Below are 16,855 nucleotides of genomic sequence, written 5' to 3'. Positions count from 1 at the left end.
GCGATCAAGCGCGAAGTGCGGGCGGGGTGGGGCCGGCCCGGGCTACCAGCGGTTCTTCAGTTCGCTGACGGCGAAGTCGATGAAGGCGCGTACTTTTGGCGTTTCGGCGAGGCGATCGACCACGCAGATGTGGAAGTCGAGCGGCTCGGGGATGGCGGGTGGGATGGAGGGGTCCTGGTCGACCAGCACGCGCACGAGACTGCCTTCCCGAAGGTAGCGCTCCGAAATGAAGGCGCCGAGCCGGGTGATGCCGGCGCCCTCCACGGCGAATTCGGCGAGCGTGTCGATGTCGTTGCCGACGATGGCCGGCCGCACCGGCGCATCGAAGCGCACGCCCGCGCGCACGAAGCCCCATGTCATGATGCGCCCGTCGATCGGCAGGCGGTAGACGAGGCAGTCGTGCCGGGCGAGATCTTCCGGCCGCATGGGTGCGCCGTGCTTTTCGAGATAGGCGGGCGCGGCGCAATAATGCATGGGCGCGCTGTTGAGCTTGCGGGTGATGAGCCCGGGCTCGAGCTGCTGCTGGAAGCGGATGCTGACATCCACATCGTCGCCGAAATGGTCGGCGGCAAAGTCCCCGAGTTTCAGTTCGAAGGAAATTTCGGGGTAGAGCGCCGTAAATCTCGGGATGATGGTGGACAGCACATGCCGCCCGAAGGCGACCGAGCAGGCGACCTTCAGCCGCCCGCGCGGCCTTTCCCCGATGGCGGAAACGGCCGCCGAGGCGAGTTCCAGCTCCTGCAGGATGCCGCCCACCCGCTCCAGATAGACCCGGCCGGCTTCCGTCAGCGCCAGGCGCCGCGTGGTGCGCAGAAGAAGCCGTGTGCCCAGCGCCTCTTCCAGCCGCGCGATATTCTGGCTCGCTGCCGCCGGCGTGATCCCCAGCCGCCGCGCCGCCGCCGCAATGCTCCCGCCCTCGGCGGCCCGGACGAAACACTCGATGCTGCGCAGGTTTTCCATGGGGGCTCCGTGGGCGACGGGTCTGTATCGGTACGCGAGGGCGGGCTTGCACCCCCCTCTGTCCTGCCGGACATCTCCCCCGCAAGGGGGGAGATTGGCCAGAGGCAAGCTCGCCGCTTCATCTCAGGCGCCAAGGCGCAATTTGGCCTTTGCTTGGAGCGGTTTTCCCAGTCGATCTCTCCCTAGCGGGCGCGATGTCCGGAAGGACGGAGGGGATGACATCGCCACACCGCGCTCGTCATTCGATCGGCGGCTTTCCCGCATAATCCCCCAGTTATTCGTAAATTTCAATTACGAATGTCGTCGCCACCGCTCGTCTACCGCGGGGACCGCGCCGCCTGTATCTCTTGCCGCACATCGAGCGGAGAGAATGCTTCGTTCCGGTTCCCAGTAATGCGAAACACCCCCGGCGCTGGCAAGGAAGCCGCGCCGGTTGCCGACCAAAGGACACCACCATGCCCCATCAGACGTCCCCGGCGCAGGCTGCGCCGTCCTCCCGCCGTGCCCGCCGTTCCGCGCGGCTGCATCCCCGCCACCTGCCGTGGGTCTTCGCCTTCTTCATGGCGGCCATCATGGCGATGATCATGTGCACGGTCATCGTCGGCGCCAATACCGGTGTGGATGCCGGGCTGCCGGGGCGCATTCTGGGCGCCTATGCGCTCGCCATGCCGGTCGCCTTCCTCTCGGTGCTGGCGGTGCGCCCCGTTGTCATGCGCCTCGTCGCACTCGTCATCCACCAGAACCCGTGATGGCTAGAAACGAAGACGCCGCGCGAGCCTTTCGGTCCGCGCGGCGGTCTGGTCTCCGGTCACCGGCGGGGCAGGGGGATGCCGGTGCGGGAGGGAAGGGCTACAGGCGCCGTCTCACGCCACCAGCGTCACGCCGATGCCCCAGGGGTCGGTGAGGGTGGCGCGGTCGCCGTTGCGGGCGACGGGGATTTCCAGCCGGTCGAGGGCGGCAAGGGCGGCGTCGAAGCGGGCGCGGTCGTTGAACTGGACGGCGTAATCGGCAAGCCCCGTCACCTGTCCCGCGCGTTTCGGCGCACCGCGTGAATTCCAGATATTGGCGCCGACATGGTGATGGTACTGGCCGGAACCGTAGAAATGCGCGCCGGGATAGGTCGCCATCAGGCCGAGGCCGAGAACGTCGCGGAAGAACATGTCCGCTTCCGGCAGCGCCGAGACCTGAAGGTGGATATGGCCGAGCGTCGTGGCCTCCGGTGCCGTGGCAAAGCCGGTTTTCGGGCTCTCGTCATAGAGCGCCTGCAGGTCGAGCGGCAGCGTCGCCATGGCGACCGTGCCGTCCGGCTGGAAGCGCCATTCGCTGCGCGGCCTGTCCCGGTAGACCTCGATGCCGTTGCCCTCGGGGTCGGCGAGATAGATGGCCTCGCTGACGAGGTGATCGGATGCGCCCTGAAGCGCGACGCCGGAATGGGCCGCATGGGCCAGCCAGCGGCCGAGTTCGGTCCTGTCGGGCATCAGGAAGGCATTGTGGAAAAGGCCGGGGCCGCGCTGGCCGCCGATCCGGGCATCGCCCGAAGTCGTCAGTGTCAGCAGAGGGCGCCCGCCCGCGCCCAGCGTTTCGCCGCTCGCCGATGTCTCAAGAGGAACGAGGCCAAGGATGCGCTGATACCAGGCCGACACCATCGGCAGGTCGCGCACCACGAGATGGGCGTGATCGACAAAGGCGGGCATCGAGACGGCGTGATCGGCCGCGTGCCGCTGGCCCTGCGCGGAAAGGATGGCGGTGTCGCTCATGGTCGGCGTCCTTCGGGCTCCAGCCCGGTTGATGTGGCGCCCCCGGCGCCCGTCTATGAGGGGAATATCGTGCAAAACCGGATGGTGCAGAAGCCCCGGGAACGGCGATTGACCGTTCAACGCCTGTTGACGGCTGTGCACCGTATCGCGTGCCGCCGTTGACTACGATCAAGGCGCGAGCGCCCTAGATTCCATCAAGTGAGGCCATCAAGACAGCCCGACGCGCCTTGGCCCGAAAGGCGGGGCGGGGCCGTTCACAAGGAGACATGCGATGTACAAGAAGATCATTGTGCCCATTGCCATCGACCAGCTCGAACACGGCGAAAAGGTGATCGACATCGCCCAGGCGCTTGTCGATCCCGAAGGCGAGATCATCCTGCTCAATGTCGTCGAAGACCTCTACGCCTATGCGCAGGGCTACATGATCGTCGATTTTCCGCTGGAAATGGTCGAGGAAAGCCGCAAGCATGCGGAAACGACGCTCAACGGCTTCATCACCAAGCATGGCGTGAAGGGCCGCGCGGTGGTCCGCACCGGCAGCCCGGCGGCCACGATCAACGGCTTTGCCGGCGACGAAAAGGCCGATCTCGTCATCATCGCCTCGCACCGGCCGGGCCTGATGGACTATTTCATCGGCTCCACCGCCAACCGCGTCGTCAGCCACTGCCCCTGCGCCGTGCTGGTGGATCGGTGAGGGCGGTCATGGACGGGGCAAGCTAACGCCGACGACACCCGCGGGATGGACGGGGGAGACGCCTGCGTGCCCTGTGCGCCGTCTTGCGCGGGCCTTCGCGCGCGGGTCGATCGACCATCGACACGGCGCCGCGCCCCGCCGCCGTCACAGCGGCACGTTGAAGATCTTGTCGATGGCGTCCTGCGTGCCGGCGCCGAAATCGCCATCCGTCGCGCCGGTGTAGATCTGCTGCTCCTTCAGTCGCGCCTGAAGCGCCTTGCGGAAATCCACTGACCACTCGGCGGCATTGTCGCGCATCTGGTCGCGGGCATAGATGCCGCCAGCGCGCAGCGCCTTTTCCATCCACTCCGCCGCCTTGGCCGCATCCTTTGCGGTGCCGAGGCCCTGGTCGGCGAGGTTGGCGAGATTGTTCATCGAAAGGCTGTCGCCGAGATCGGCGCCCTTCACGTAAAGCTCATAGGCCTTGGCATAGTCCTGCGGCGCGCCGACGCCGGTCTCGGAGGCATAGCCGAGATTGGTATAGGCCGTGCCGCTCCCCCCGTCAGCCGCGATCTGGTAGAGGCGCATCCCCTCGGCCACATCCTTCTCCACCCCCAGGCCCTCGTAATAGAGATAGCCGAGCCCGTTGGTGGCATCCATGTTGCCGAGGTCGGAAGCGGCCTTGTACCACTTGAAGGCCCCCTCCAGATCCTTCGGGCCGCCGGTGCCGTTCATCAAGAAGTTGGCAAGGTTCGCCATGCCGACATCATTGCCGGCCTCGGCGCCCTTCGTGTACCATTCCCGTGCCTTCACGAGGTCATGGAGATCGGTCGTGGTCGTCTCCAGCAGGAAGCCCGCATCCGTCATGGCGCGCGCATTGCCGAGTTCGGCGGCCCGCACATACCAGGCGAGCGCCGTCTGGTCGTCCTCCGGCACCTGCCGGCCCTCGTCGTAGAACTTGGCAAGGTTGAACATCGACCAGGCATTGTTGCGCTGGGCGCCCTTCGTGTACCAGGCAAAGGCCTGCGCTTCGTCCTTCTCCAGCCCCTCGCCATTCTCATAGGCATAGGCAAGGCCCGCAATGCCGGCCGCATAGCCGCGGTCGGAAAGTTCGCGGTAGAGCTTCACGGACTGTGCGTAATCGGTGTTCTTCTCGTAGGCGCGGGCGAGCTGGTACTTCAGGCGCAGGATGTTCGGCTCGGCCGCCAGAGCCTCGCTGCAGGCGGCAATCGCGCCGCCGGGATCGAGATCGTCCCACTCCACGACATCGACGTCGCGACGACGGTCATCGTCGAGCGGATCGGAGGCGAGCGAATCGCAGCGGTCCTTCGGGCTTTCCGCCGCGTCGGTGTCCGCGCCGTCGTCGGTCGTGTCGGTTTCCGGCGCGGCCTCGGGCGTCGTCTCCGGTGACGGGGGCGTCTGCTGTCCGCCCGTGGTCGGCGGCGTCTTGGCGGGCACGTCTCCGGTCGTCGGTCGCTGCGTGTGGCCGGGAGCGGCAGGCGAGGGCGCCGGCGCCTTGCCGTAGCTCTGCGGTGACGACACCATCTGCGCGGTGGCGCAAACCGGCAAGGCAGCAAGCGCGGTGGTGAGAACGAGGCCTGCGATCAGGGCCCGGATTGCGCCGTGCCCGGTGGGCAAGGCGTCGTGAATGCCGGACGATGCTGTCGCGTGCTGCAGGCAGGGCCCGGGGCCGCTCATCCGCAGACCGCGTCCCTCGCGACGCCCGTCGCGCATCCTGTCATTCATGTCCCGCATCATCCGTTCCTTCATTCCGGCGCCCACGCGCCCCGCGCGCCCACGCCGATATCTTCCCCGAAACCGCAATCGGATCAAGCCACAAGCGATGCCACTGCCCGCCGCTCCGCTTCAGCCCGCCCCCTTGAGACATGCCGCGCTCCTCCGTGCCTTCCCCGTCCGCCCGCGGATTTTTCCGCCGAAGGAACGCCCCTCCGGTTGAAGGAGACGGATGGCCTGTGGCAAGCTTGTCCCAAGGCGCAATTGTGCCTCAAACAGGCGACATATGCACGGACGACATGAGAAGGCCAAGGCAGGCGGAATGACACAGATTGGGCCAATCAAGTGGAACTATGACCGCTTCGAGCTGATTGCCGACGGCATCGTGCATGGCTGCGGCCTCGCCTTCGCGCTGGTCGGCGCGACCGCGCTCATTGCCTATGCCACCTTCTTCGGCACGACGGGCGAACTGGCCGCCGTCTGGATCTACGGCTGCGGGCTGGTGCTCGCGATCGGGATCTCGTTTCTCTACAATCTCTATCCGGTCTCGCGCACCAAATGGATCCTGCGCCGGTTCGATCACTCCGCGATCTTCGTGCTGATCGCAGCGACCTACACGCCCTTCCTTCAGCGCGGGGCGGACGATCCGTTCCTGCTCGGCATGCTGATTGCGATCTGGCTGATCGCGGCGGGCGGCATCGTGCTGAAATTCGGCTTTCCCGGCCGCTTCGACAGGCTGGCCATCCTGCTCTACCTCGCCATGGGCTGGAGCGGCGTCATGGCGGCCGGCCCGCTGCTCGACCGGCTGCCGGCCGTGACCATGGTCCTCATCGTCATCGGCGGCGTGATCTATTCGGCCGGGGTGATCTTTCACGTCTGGGAAAAGCTGCGCTTTCAAAACGCGATCTGGCACGGCTTCGTGATGACCGCCGCCGCCGTCCATTACTCCGCCGTGGCGAGCGTGCTGGGCAATTGAGGCTCAGGCCTCCTCGGCCGCCTCGAAGCGCAGCGCGACACCGTTCATGCAGTAGCGCAGGCCCGTCGGCTGCGGACCGTCCGGGAAGACGTGGCCGAGATGGGCATCGCAGTCCGCGCAACGGATTTCCACCCGGTCCATGCCGTAGGAAAGATCGCGATGGGCCGTGACGGCATCGCGGCTGGCGGGTTGGAAGAAACTCGGCCAGCCGGTGCCGGAATTGAACTTCGCATCCGAACGGTAAAGCAGCCGGTCACAGCAAATGCAGTGATAGGTGCCCTTCTTCTTCAGATCGAAATCCGGGCTCGAAAACGCCCGCTCCGTGCCGTGCTGGCGTGTGATCCGGTACTGTTCGGGGGTGAGGATCTCCCGCCATTCCGCGTCGCTTTTTTCCACTTTCAGCTTGTGTGCGGTTTCCATGGCGTCCTCCTGTGGTGCAGACAAGGATATAGGCAAGGCTGCGCGGCAAACAATGCCGCCGCGCAGGCGATCGCAAGACAGACTGCATCCGACGTGTCACGATGACATGGCAATTCGGTGTCGGGGATGTGATGGTGCGTGACCGGGATTCGACACGCGCCGCTTCGCATGGCCTTGAGCCAGGGGGTGCTCTGTTCTAAGTCGGCTGGCGTGTGGGCTGCCAAGGGTCGGCGACCGGATCGCGATGGGGCGGCGGACGCGGTCGGCGCAGCCTGCGCCTTCATCTGTGAGCAGGAGCGCTGACGGCTCTTGTTTTCGACGTTTCTGAAACGCATGATCGCACCGCCGATCCTGCACCATCCCGGGAGGAAAAGTGGCTGACACGGTGACCGGAACCGGCCTCACGATGCTGGCCCTTCTGCTGCCCTTTGCCGGTGCCGTTCTGGCGCCGCTGCTGGTGCGGTGGCTCGGCCATGCGGCGGCGTGGGTTCTGGCGATCCTGCCGCTTGCCGCCTTCGCGATCCTCGCCCGCCATCTGGAATCGATTTCGCAGGGAACGGTCGTAACTGCCGGTTTCGACTGGATTCCGGCGCTCGGCGTGCGCTTCTCCATCCTGCTGGACGGGCTGTCACTGACCTTTGCCCTGCTCGTCACCGGCATTGGCACGCTGATCGTGCTCTATGCCGGCGGCTACCTGAAAGGGCACCCGCATCTCGGCCGATTCCTGAGCTTCCTCTTCCTGTTCATGGGGGCCATGCTGGGGCTCGTCGTGTCCGACAGTTTCCTCATGCTCTTCGTCTACTGGGAGCTGACCTCGATCGCGTCTTTCCTGCTGATCGGCTTCGACCATGGCCGGGCGGCCGCGCGCCGTGCGGCGCTTCAGGCGCTGGTGATCACCGGGGCGGGCGGGCTGCTCCTGCTGGCTGGGCTCCTGGTCATCGCGTCGATCACCGGCGTCACCGACCTCTCCGCTCTCTCGGCAACCGGAAACGTGCTGCGCGACAGCCCGCTCTATCTCGCTGCCCTGCTTCTGGTGCTGGGCGGTGCCTTCACGAAATCGGCGCAATTTCCCTTCCATGCCTGGCTGCCGAACGCCATGGAGGCGCCGACCCCCGTGTCGGCCTACCTGCATTCCGCGACCATGGTGAAGGCCGGCGTCTACCTGCTGATGCGCCTGAACCCGGTCATGGGCGGGACGGCGGAGTGGCAGACGCTGCTGCCACTCTTCGGCAGCGTGACGCTGGTGGCCGGCGCCCTGATGGCGATCGCCGAGACGGACCTCAAGCGGATGCTCGCCTACACGACCATGGCCTCGCTCGGTCTGCTCGTGATGCTGACGGGGCTTGGCCTGCCGCATGCGGCGGAAGCGGCGGTGCTCTATCTCGTCGCCCATTCGCTCTTCAAGGGCGCGCTCTTCATGGTCGCCGGCATCATCGATCACGAGGCCGGCACGCGCGATGTGACGCGGCTCGGCGGGCTCGGACGCGCCATGCCGGTGACCTTTGCCGCAGGCGCGCTCGCCGCGCTGTCCATGATGGGCCTGCCGCCCGCCTTCGGCTTTCTCGCCAAGGAAGAGATCTATTATGCGCTGACGGGCGGCAGTGGCTTTGCCGTGCTGCTGCTCGTCGCGGCCGTCATCGGCAATGCGCTGATGGGCGCTGTGGCGCTGCTGGTCGGGGTGAAGCCCTTCCTGGGTGCGGCCACCAAGACGCCGAAACATGCCCATGAAGGCCCGCCGCTGCTCTGGCTCGGACCGCTGCTGCTAGCCGTCAAGGGTGTGGCGATCGGGCTTGCTGCGGCGCTGGCGCACCGGCTCGTATCGACGCCGATGGCAAGTGCCGTGGCGGGGGAGCCGACGCCCGTGACGATCTCGCTCGTTCCTCACATCGGCCTGCCGCTCCTGCTCTCCGTGGTGACCGTGGCGCTCGCCCTCGCGATCTTCCTCGCCGCTAGCCGCCTGCGCGCCGCCTTCGCCGCCGGGCTGGGCGCGATCGGCTGGGGGCCGGACCGGGGCTTCGACCAGTTGGTCTCCGGCATCCTGCGGCTCGCGACGGCGGTGACGCGCCGCCTGCAGCCCGGCCGGCTCGACGTCTACATGACCGCGACCTTCGTGCTGCTGGCCCTGCTGCTGCTCGTCACACCGGCGGTCACCGGGGAATGGCCGAATGCGCCTGTTTTCCCCGATGACATCCCCTGGCACGAACTGGCGATCATCGCCATCGCGCTTGCAGGGCTCGCCGCCGTCGTTCTGGCGCCGAACCGGCTGACGGCGATCGTCTCGCTCGGCATCCAGGGCTTTGCCGTGGCGGTGATCTTCCTGCTCTACGGCGCACCCGATCTCGCCTTCACGCAGTTCATGATCGAGACGCTCTCGGTTGTCATCCTGGCACTCGTCATGACGCGGCTCGATCTCTCGCCGTCCGACCACCGGCCGATGCGCGAGGTGCTGCCGGATGCCGCGCTCGCCGGTCTCGTCGGCTTCGGCTTTGCGATCCTGCTGCTCAAGGTCACGTCGGTTCCCTTCGATGCGACCCTCAGCGATTTCTTCGCGCACTATTCGAAGACCATCGCCCATGGCGCCAATATCGTGAATGTCATCATCGTCGACTTCCGCGGCACGGATACGCTCGGCGAAATCGCCGTCGTCATGACCACCGGCCTTGCGGTTCTCGCCTTGCTGCGCCTGCGTGGCGATGGGGCCCGGCGGCTCGCCGACAATGATCCCGACAGCGCGGAGCCGCTGCCGGCCACAGGGGCCGTGCCCGCACCAACGGACAGGAAAGCGGGCAAGGGCCGCCGCAAGCAGGGGAAGGGCGCATGAACACGCTGATCTTCCGCACTGTCGCGCCGTTTCTGACCGCCCTGATGCTGCTCTTTTCCGTCTTCGTGCTGCTGCGCGGCCATAACGAGCCGGGCGGCGGCTTCATCGGCGGGCTGATCGCCGTCTCGGCCCTGTCGATCTACGGGATCGCCTTCGGCGTCGTTGCCCTGCGGCGCGCCATCGTGCTGAACCCGCTGACGATCGCCGGTATCGGCCTCGTTCTCTCGACGCTTGCGGGCCTGGTGTCGCTCGCCGCCGGCGTGCCCTTCATGACGGGCCTGTGGATCGAGCCCTCGCTGCTCGGCGTCACCGTGCCGCTTTCCACCGTCATGCTCTTCGACATCGGCGTCTACCTCGTCGTCATCGGCGGCATCGGCGCCATCGCCATGACGCTGGAGGAGGAGGAGGATCTGTGATGGAGCCCGTCTTCGCCATCGTCGTCGGCCTGTTCTTCGCTGTCGCCGTCTATCTCATCCTGTCGAAATTCATCATCCGCGTGCTGCTAGGCGTCGCGATCCTCGGCAATGCGGTCAACCTGCTGCTCTTCACCTCCGGCCGCCTGACGCGCGAAGTGCCGCCGGTGATCGGTGCCGGCTTAAGCGTGCCGGATGCGGCGACCGCCAACCCGCTGCCGCAGGCCCTCATCCTGACGGCGATCGTGATTTCATTCTCCTTCTTCGCCTTCTTGCTGGTGCTCTCCTGGCGGGCGATCGCAGGATTGAAGACGGACAACACCGATCGCATGCGCACAGCCGAACCGGCCGACGAGCCGGCCCCGCCGGCGGGGTACTGAGTATGATCCCGATGCTTCTGCCCCTTGCCGCCGCCCCGGCCGGCGTCGATCTCGCCGCAGCCTACCGCATGGCGACGCCCGGCCTGGCCGAATGGCTGACGATCCTGCCTGTCGCCTGGTGCCTGCTAGCGGGCGCGGTGCTGACGGCGCTGCGCGGCGGGCTGAACTGGCATGCGCCGATCGCCATCGCCGCGCTGGCGGGTCTGGTGCTGCTCGATGCGCTTCTCCTTGCCCATGTCGCGGCGTCCGGGCCGGTGACGATGATGATGGGCCGCTGGCTGCCGCCCTTCGGCATCGCCTTCACGGTGGATATGACCGGCGCGCTCTTTGCGCTGACCGCTGCCGTCGTGGCCTTCCTCGTCTCCTTCCAGTCACTCGGCGATATCGATGCCGGGCGGCGGCGTTATGGCTTCTATCCGTTCCTGATGCTGCTGATGGCAGGCGTCAGCGGGGCCTTCCTGACCGGCGATCTCTTCAACCTCTATGTCTGGTTCGAGGTGCTGCTGATCTCCTCCTTCGGCCTGCTGGTGCTGGGCTCGGAGAAGGCGCAGCTCGACGGAACCGTCAAATACGGTTTCCTGAACCTCGTCGCGACCACGCTCTTCCTCGTGGCCGTCGGCCTGCTCTATGGCGCGCTCGGCACGCTGAACATGGCCGATATCGCTGCGAAACTGGCCGTCGCACCCGCCGGCGTGCCGGTGATGACGCTGGCTGCACTCTTCCTCTTCGCCTTCGCCATGAAGGCGGCGGCCTTCCCCATGAATTTCTGGCTGCCGGCCGCCTATCACACGCCGAACACGGTCGTTTCTGCCCTCTTTGCCGGCCTGCTCACCAAGGTCGGCATCTATGCGCTGATCCGCACCGGCGTCATGCTGATGCCGCATGCGACGGAAAGGCTCGCGCTGCCGATCGGCCTGCTGGCGCTCGCCACCATGCTGGTGGGCAGCTTCGGCGCGCTGGCGCAGGACAATCTGCGCCGCCTGTTCGGCTATATCGTCATCGCCGGCATCGGCGCGATCCTGGCCGGGGTCGCGGTGGGCGGTGCGGAAGGGCTTGCCGGCGCGCTCCTCTATGCGCTGCACTCCATGCTGGTCATGGCCGCCCTCTATGCCGTGGCCGGTCTCGCCCGCACCTATGCCGGCAGCGAAAGGCTGACGACGCTCTCAGGCCTGTGGACGGCGCGGCCGCTCTTTGCGGGCCTCAGCCTCATGCTCTTCCTCTCGGCCGCCGGCCTGCCGCCCTTTTCCGGTCTGTGGCCGAAGGTGATGCTGATCAAGGCGGCGCTGGAGACGGGGTGGTGGTGGCTGGCCGTGGGGCTGGTCGTCATGGGTCTCTTGACGACGCTGGCGCTTGGCCGCGTCTTCCTGCTCGCCTACTGGCGGCCGGACGAAGGCAAGGCGCCGCAACCGACTGCACCGGTCGGCGGAGCGCGGATCACGCTGGGGGTCGTGGCGGTGATGACGGTGCTGACGCTGGGCTTCGGCCTTTATCCGCAGCCGGTGATCTCGGCGGCGCAACAGGCCGCCGCCGGCCTTCTCGATCCCGTCGCTTACCAGCATTCCGTCTTTCCGACGGCTGCGCAGGAACCGGGGGGCGGGGCAGGGACCGGGGCAGGCGCAGGGGCAGGGGAGGCAACGCCATGAGACGCATTGGACTCCTGGCAGTGCTGACCCTCTGCTGGGCCGCTGTTTCCGGCAGTTTCAGCGTGCCGAACCTCATCCTCGGCGCCCTTGTCGGCCTCGTCTGCTTCTGGCTGGTGCGGGAAAAGCTCTCGACCGAACGCCTGCCGATCCGCCCGCTTGCCCTCCTGACCCTGGGCCTCCTTTTCCTCAAGGAACTGGCGCTGTCGGCCTGGGCGGTGCTGAAGACCGTGGTGCGGCGCGACATGGCGCTGAAGCCCGGCATCTTCGCCTACGAGACTGGCCTGACACGCGATATGGAGGTAACGCTGCTTGCCAACCTCATCACCCTGACGCCGGGAACGCTGAGCGTGGACATCCGGGACGACGGACGGGACGGGCGGCGCATTCTTTATGTGCATGCGCTCGATTGCGCCGATCCCGCAGGGCTGAGGCGTGGCATTGCCGACGGATTCGAGCGCCGCATCCGGGAGGCTTTCGCATGAACCCGGCCATGATTCTCTCCACGGCCACTGCCGCGGCCCTCGTCATCCTCTCGGTGGCGCTGGTGCTCACCGTGTTCCGAATCGTTCGCGGACCTACGCTCGCCGACCGGGTGCTGGGGCTCGACATGCTGGTGGCCGTCGCCATCGGCATGATTGCCGTCATCGCCCTGCGCACCGGCTTTACCCTCTACATCGACATCGCCATCGCGCTCGGTCTCGTCGGCTTTCTCGCCACCATCGCCTTTGCCCGCTTCATCCTCGCCCGCGGCCTCAACCCGGAAAGCGGCCGCCCGGCAGGGGCCGAGACGCCGCAGCGCAGGGCCGGCGCCGGCGAGCGGCCGAAGAGCCGGAAGGCCAGAAAGGGGAAAGGCTGATGGAGACAACCTTGCCGCTCATCGCCTCCCTTCTGGTCGCGGCCATCGTGCTTGCCGGCGCGCTGATCACGCTGGCTGCCGCCATCGGGCTGCTGCGCTTTCCCGATCTCTACACGCGCATGCATGCCGCTTCGAAGGCCGGCACGGTCGGCTCGTGCCTGCTGCTGCTTGCTGCGGGCCTGCACGCGGCTGAAATCCACGTGCTGATGCGTGCACTGGCCGGCATCGCCTTCTTCATCCTCACGGCGCCGGTCTCCGCCCACCTGCTCGCCAAGGCTGCGCACGCCATCGGCTACCGCAAGACCCGCGACACGGTTCGTGACGATCTCCGGCGCTGACGCCGCAGGCAGGTCCGGTGCTTCAAAAGGCAATCCGGCAACGTCTGATTCGTAACTTCCGGTTGACGCCTAAATTGTGGCAAGGAAAGTCACGTAAAAATTTCCGTGCCGGAAGCCATGCCCGCCGGGCAGGAGGGCATTCAAGCAACAACGAAGCGCGTCACTACGTAAGATATTGCATTATCCCGGGCAAAATACTGTTTGGATGTTTGCGTGAACAATGTTATTCGGACGTCCAAGGACAGAACTGAAGTCAAGTGGCTGTCCAGCGTATAATGTAGGTTGTGAGCCCGACGCCTTCACGCAAGTATCGTGATGTCGTCTTTGTCGGTCGTAAGGATTCTCAAGGCTTTTAATCGGTTGAAGCAGTATCTTGCGGGTTTTGCGACGCGCCGAGTGATGGCTTCTATACGCAAACTCAGTGTGTGTGACGTTCGCCGGGTCGGCTCGCATCAATGGAGCGCCCGCTTTGGATGACAGGAGACTATAAAATGACGGAAACGGCTATGGGCCATGGCAGCGATCTTTTGGTCGAACTGACCGCAGATATTGTTGCGGCCTATGTCAGCAATCACGTGGTTCCGGTGGCGGAACTGTCGACCCTGATTGCCGATGTGCACGCTGCCTTGAACAACACGTCGAGCCCGCAGCCCGTGCAGCCGGTCATCGAAAAGCCCAAGCCGGCCGTATCGGTTCGCAAGTCCGTTCAGGACGACCAGATTACCTGCCTGGAATGCGGTGGCACTTTCAAGTCGCTGAAGCGGCACCTGATGACCCACCACAATCTCTCGCCGGAAGAATACCGCGAAAAGTGGGACCTGCCGGCCGAATATCCGATGGTTGCACCCGCCTATGCCGAAGCGCGTTCGCGCCTGGCCAAGGAAATGGGCCTCGGCCAGCGCCGCAAGCGTCGCGCCAAGTAACGTCGCCTCGGCGACGCCAGAGAATCCACGATACAGGAAGGCCGCGCTGCGGCCTTTTTTGTTGAGGAAAAAATGCCTAGATCTGCTCGGCGGGCGAAATTTTAACGGAGAGAAAACAAGGGCTTGAATTGGCGGTTGTATTTTCGCCATTCCCCAACATCTCCTGATGTGTATGAAATAATTCCTATAACAAGGAGGTTTTTCATGCACATCCCCCTCTGTCAGCCTTTTTCCGCCTCTCGCCCGATGCCGCCATTTGCCGAAACCCGGCGCCCGGGCGAGGTTTCCAGCTTGTCGGACCGTCGTTCCGGGGCGCAGGTTCCGCCGCCTGCGGATGGCAACGGCCGCCGCATCGATGTCGACACGGTCGAGGAGCGTTCGATCGACCGGCGTCTGCGCAGCCGCCACAGGATCCCGCCGGACCCGGCCTGCGAACATCGCTGCCGCACCGTCCGTTCCCTGACTGTCGAAATGCTGGCCTTGTCGGCCGACCGGGTGCGCCTGCGGCGCGACCGTCGCGAGAGCGCGTGCAAGGTTCGGCAGATCGCCATGTATGTCTGCCATGTCGCGCTGCGCATGCCGATGCGCGATGTCGGTCTGGGCTTCGGGCGCGACCGAACGACGGTCAGCCATGCCTGCAACGTGGTGGAGGATCGCCGCGACGAGCCGCATTTCGATGCGCTGGTGAGCGCCATCGAGCGCGTCGCGACATTGGTCTTCGCAACGGGAGAGCGGGACGATGCCTAAGACGCGGCCGGCAACACCACGCTCCGAGAACGACGGCATCGGCGGGAGGGGGCTGGCGCGGCTTCTGAAGGCGGTGCTTGCCGGCGCCGTGCTTGCGGATGCCGCGAGCGGCGGTGCGGCGGCCGATGACACCGTCCCCCTGGTCTGTGCTGGCGGACGAACCGTCGTGGTCGCCCGGACGATCCTGGCTGCGGCAACGCGCGCCGGGTTGCTGCGCGTCGAGGACCGGCGGCTCATCGCCACGGCACAAACGGAACCCTGCCTGCGCCGTGCGCTGGCAGCACCCGACGAGGCGCTTCTGGAGCAGCATCGCGATGTTCAGGAGACGCTGCGTGAAGGCCCGGAGGGACCGGCCCGGCTTTCCGTCAACCGGCTCGAATCGCCGCTGTCGACCGTGGCGCGGCTGAAGGAGCGGGACGGAAAGCCATTCCTCCCGCAAGAAGCCATATCGGCCGGCGAGCGGCTGCATGCCGATTTCACCCGCGCTCATCTACAGCCGCGCCTGACGATGATCTATGCGCCGCCCCTGCCGGGCGGAAGCGGCAAGGCGCCGGCCAGGGGCGATCTCTCCGACAGCGCGCTTGCCGCCCGCACGCGGGTGCGCGCCGCCGTGGAAGCCATGGGACCGGAACTGTCGGGCGTGGCGCTCGACATCTGTTGCTTCGAGAAGGGGCTGGAGACGGTGGAACGGGAACGCCAGTGGCCGGTCCGCTCCGCCAAGGTCATGCTGCGCGCCGCGCTGATGGCGCTGGCCCGCCACTATGCGCCGCCGCAAAGCGAGACCCGCCGCAGCCATGCCTGGGGAGGGCCGGATTACCGGCCGACGCTCTCCCTCCAGAACCCAAGCTGATCGGGTTTTGACCTGAAATGACGTCGCCGACCCGCGGTGTCAGGCGGCCTGAAGATGAGCCGCCGCTTCCTCGCGGATGCGCTTGACCATGGAGCGCAGGCCATTGGCGCGCTGGGTCGAGAGATGCTCGACCAGCCCGATCTTCGAGAACACCTCGATGGCATCGGTGCGGGCGATCTCGGACGCCCGGTGGCCGGAATAGACGGCAAGCACGATGGCAACGAGGCCGCGCACGATGTGGGCGTCCGACTCGCCTTCGAAGGTCAGGACCGGATCGGCACCGGATTCGGCGACATGGCTGACGAGCCAGACCTGGCTGGCGCAGCCCTGCACCTTGTTGTCGGCCGTGCGCTTTTCCTCCGGCAGATCCGGCAGGCTGCGGCCGAGCTCGATCACGTAGCGGTACCGGTCTTCCCAGTCGTCCAGGAAGGCGAAGTCGTCGATGATGCTCTTGAGGTCGGCCGTCACGGTCAAATCCCGTCTGTGGATGGACTGGTCTCGCCTCCGGTCGGAACAAGGGGGCTTTCCCGATCCCCGGCGGACGCGGAGGCTGATACGAGACCGCAGACCGGCCCGGATCAACTGATCCCGCCTCATATAGGAGCCGTCGCCCGGCTGCAAAGAAAAAGGGCTGCGGAACCGATGGGCGGGTTCCGCAGCCAGACGCCTGACGACAGGGACAGTCAGGAAAACTCTGTTTGTGACGACCCGTCGCGCGTGTGGCGCGGCAGGCCGGGTAAGGCGCCGGCCTCAGGAGGCCGGCTTGACATGCCATTGCGGGACAGGCGTGTGGTTGTCGCCGGCGTCGGGCAGCCGGGGCAGGCCCTCCGTCGCTTCGGCGGCCTGCGCCTTGCGCTCCTTGGAGGTCCGATCCTGCGGCAGGCGACCCTCGAGCCGTGCCTTCGCATCGGCGGGCAGCGCCTGCTTTGCCTTGTCGCTGCCGGGGTTGACGCTGCCGGGATGGACGGTCCCGGTCATCACACCCTTGTCGGGGGCGGCGCCAAAGCGGGCGTCAAGGAACTCGTAGGCGATCCGGGCGCCTTCGCTTGCCCGGTGGCCGAGTGCGCTGAAGGTTTCCGCGCCGCGCTCGCACACGTCCGGCTTCTCGACGCAGATGTTGCGGATATAGGCGATCGCTTCTCCGGCGATCTTGAATGTCTCACCGATCTCCACCTTCGGCCCCGTATCGGAGCCCTCGGGCGAGGGATCGAGGAATGGTATCAGCACCAGCACCAGCGAGAACCAGAATCCCGCCTTCACAAGGAACCACATGATTTGCCCATCCTGTGTTCGCACTTCGACGGCACCCGTCGATCCGGCGGATCGGCGCGGCCATGTCTCTTCATTCGTCCGTATCGACATCA

19 protein-coding genes are annotated in these 16,855 nt (G+C 66.2%); 13 read left to right on the top strand and 6 right to left on the bottom strand.

Annotated elements, in window-relative coordinates; all coding sequences use genetic code 11:
* Positions 1–42 precede the first annotated feature (42 nt).
* Positions 43–960, bottom strand: a complete 918-nt coding sequence (locus ACED18_RS19765) for a LysR family transcriptional regulator (RefSeq protein ID WP_377295320.1) — start codon at positions 958–960, stop codon at positions 43–45.
* 455 nt (positions 961–1,415) lie between these two features.
* Between ACED18_RS19765 and ACED18_RS19760 the strand changes: the two genes are divergently transcribed.
* Positions 1,416–1,709, top strand: coding sequence for a DUF2798 domain-containing protein (locus ACED18_RS19760; RefSeq protein ID WP_377295319.1), 294 nt, complete (start codon positions 1,416–1,418; stop codon positions 1,707–1,709).
* A gap of 114 nt (positions 1,710–1,823) precedes the next feature.
* Here the strand turns inward: ACED18_RS19760 and ACED18_RS19755 are convergent, their stop codons facing one another.
* Positions 1,824–2,717, bottom strand: a complete 894-nt coding sequence (locus ACED18_RS19755; RefSeq protein ID WP_377295318.1) for a VOC family protein — start codon at positions 2,715–2,717, stop codon at positions 1,824–1,826.
* 271 nt (positions 2,718–2,988) lie between these two features.
* Between ACED18_RS19755 and ACED18_RS19750 the strand changes: the two genes are divergently transcribed.
* A complete protein-coding gene (locus tag ACED18_RS19750) occupies positions 2,989–3,411 on the top strand; it encodes a universal stress protein (RefSeq protein ID WP_377295317.1) in 423 nt (140 codons plus the stop codon).
* Positions 3,412–3,555: 144 nt separating this feature from the next.
* On the opposite strand, the gene ACED18_RS19745 is transcribed toward ACED18_RS19750, so the two are convergent.
* Positions 3,556–5,136, bottom strand: coding sequence for a hypothetical protein (locus tag ACED18_RS19745; protein ID WP_377295316.1), 1,581 nt, complete (start codon positions 5,134–5,136; stop codon positions 3,556–3,558).
* A gap of 310 nt (positions 5,137–5,446) precedes the next feature.
* Between ACED18_RS19745 and ACED18_RS19740 the strand changes: the two genes are divergently transcribed.
* Positions 5,447–6,100 carry a hemolysin III family protein gene (locus ACED18_RS19740; RefSeq protein WP_377295315.1) on the top strand — a complete coding sequence of 218 codons (654 nt, stop codon included), beginning with the start codon at positions 5,447–5,449 and terminating at the stop codon, positions 6,098–6,100.
* A 3-nt stretch (positions 6,101–6,103) separates the two neighbouring features.
* Here the strand turns inward: ACED18_RS19740 and msrB are convergent, their stop codons facing one another.
* Positions 6,104–6,520 carry a peptide-methionine (R)-S-oxide reductase MsrB gene (msrB, locus tag ACED18_RS19735; protein ID WP_377295314.1) on the bottom strand — a complete coding sequence of 139 codons (417 nt, stop codon included), beginning with the start codon at positions 6,518–6,520 and terminating at the stop codon, positions 6,104–6,106.
* A gap of 385 nt (positions 6,521–6,905) precedes the next feature.
* Here msrB and ACED18_RS19730 point away from each other — a divergent pair, with 385 nt between their 5' ends.
* The 10 genes from ACED18_RS19730 (at position 6,906) to ACED18_RS19685 (ending at position 15,491) form a co-directional block, all read left to right on the top strand.
* Complete coding sequence (locus ACED18_RS19730) at positions 6,906–9,341, top strand: putative monovalent cation/H+ antiporter subunit A (protein ID WP_377295396.1); 2,436 nt, start codon at positions 6,906–6,908, stop codon at positions 9,339–9,341.
* Complete coding sequence (locus tag ACED18_RS19725) at positions 9,338–9,757, top strand: Na+/H+ antiporter subunit B (RefSeq protein WP_377295313.1); 420 nt, start codon at positions 9,338–9,340, stop codon at positions 9,755–9,757. Before ACED18_RS19730 ends, ACED18_RS19725 begins: the two co-directional genes overlap by 4 nt.
* A complete protein-coding gene (locus tag ACED18_RS19720) occupies positions 9,757–10,134 on the top strand; it encodes a Na+/H+ antiporter subunit C (RefSeq protein WP_377295312.1) in 378 nt (125 codons plus the stop codon). Before ACED18_RS19725 ends, ACED18_RS19720 begins: the two co-directional genes overlap by 1 nt.
* A 2-nt stretch (positions 10,135–10,136) precedes the next feature.
* The gene (locus tag ACED18_RS19715) at positions 10,137–11,777 is read left to right on the top strand and encodes a Na+/H+ antiporter subunit D (RefSeq protein ID WP_377295311.1); all 1,641 of its coding nucleotides are present in this window, start codon (positions 10,137–10,139) and stop codon (positions 11,775–11,777) included.
* Complete coding sequence (locus tag ACED18_RS19710; protein WP_377295310.1) at positions 11,774–12,259, top strand: Na+/H+ antiporter subunit E; 486 nt, start codon at positions 11,774–11,776, stop codon at positions 12,257–12,259. Before ACED18_RS19715 ends, ACED18_RS19710 begins: the two co-directional genes overlap by 4 nt.
* Positions 12,256–12,633, top strand: a complete 378-nt coding sequence (locus ACED18_RS19705; RefSeq protein WP_377295309.1) for a cation:proton antiporter — start codon at positions 12,256–12,258, stop codon at positions 12,631–12,633. The genes ACED18_RS19710 and ACED18_RS19705 overlap by 4 nt, the downstream gene beginning before the upstream one ends.
* The gene (gene mnhG / locus ACED18_RS19700; protein WP_377295308.1) at positions 12,633–12,971 is read left to right on the top strand and encodes a monovalent cation/H(+) antiporter subunit G; all 339 of its coding nucleotides are present in this window, start codon (positions 12,633–12,635) and stop codon (positions 12,969–12,971) included. Before ACED18_RS19705 ends, mnhG begins: the two co-directional genes overlap by 1 nt.
* A 491-nt stretch (positions 12,972–13,462) precedes the next feature.
* Positions 13,463–13,894, top strand: a complete 432-nt coding sequence (locus ACED18_RS19695; protein ID WP_377295307.1) for a MucR family transcriptional regulator — start codon at positions 13,463–13,465, stop codon at positions 13,892–13,894.
* 291 nt (positions 13,895–14,185) lie between these two features.
* Positions 14,186–14,641 (top strand): helix-turn-helix domain-containing protein, encoded by a 456-nt coding sequence (locus ACED18_RS19690; protein WP_377295306.1) that lies wholly within the window; start codon positions 14,186–14,188, stop codon positions 14,639–14,641.
* Complete coding sequence (locus ACED18_RS19685; RefSeq protein WP_377295305.1) at positions 14,634–15,491, top strand: DUF6456 domain-containing protein; 858 nt, start codon at positions 14,634–14,636, stop codon at positions 15,489–15,491. Before ACED18_RS19690 ends, ACED18_RS19685 begins: the two co-directional genes overlap by 8 nt.
* Before the next feature lie 39 nt (positions 15,492–15,530).
* On the opposite strand, the gene ACED18_RS19680 is transcribed toward ACED18_RS19685, so the two are convergent.
* Positions 15,531–15,959, bottom strand: coding sequence for a SufE family protein (locus ACED18_RS19680; RefSeq protein ID WP_377295304.1), 429 nt, complete (start codon positions 15,957–15,959; stop codon positions 15,531–15,533).
* A 282-nt stretch (positions 15,960–16,241) separates the two neighbouring features.
* Positions 16,242–16,763: a DUF5330 domain-containing protein gene (locus ACED18_RS19675; RefSeq protein ID WP_377295303.1), complete on the bottom strand. Its 522-nt coding sequence runs from the start codon at positions 16,761–16,763 to the stop codon at positions 16,242–16,244.
* Positions 16,764–16,855: the final 92 nt, after the last annotated feature.

This window comes from Rhizobium sp. SG2393 (assembly GCF_042610495.1).
Taxonomy (GTDB): domain Bacteria; phylum Pseudomonadota; class Alphaproteobacteria; order Rhizobiales; family Rhizobiaceae; genus RU20A.
The sequence above is the reverse complement of the archived record's forward strand: the minus strand, read 5'-3'. Positions and strand labels throughout refer to the sequence as shown.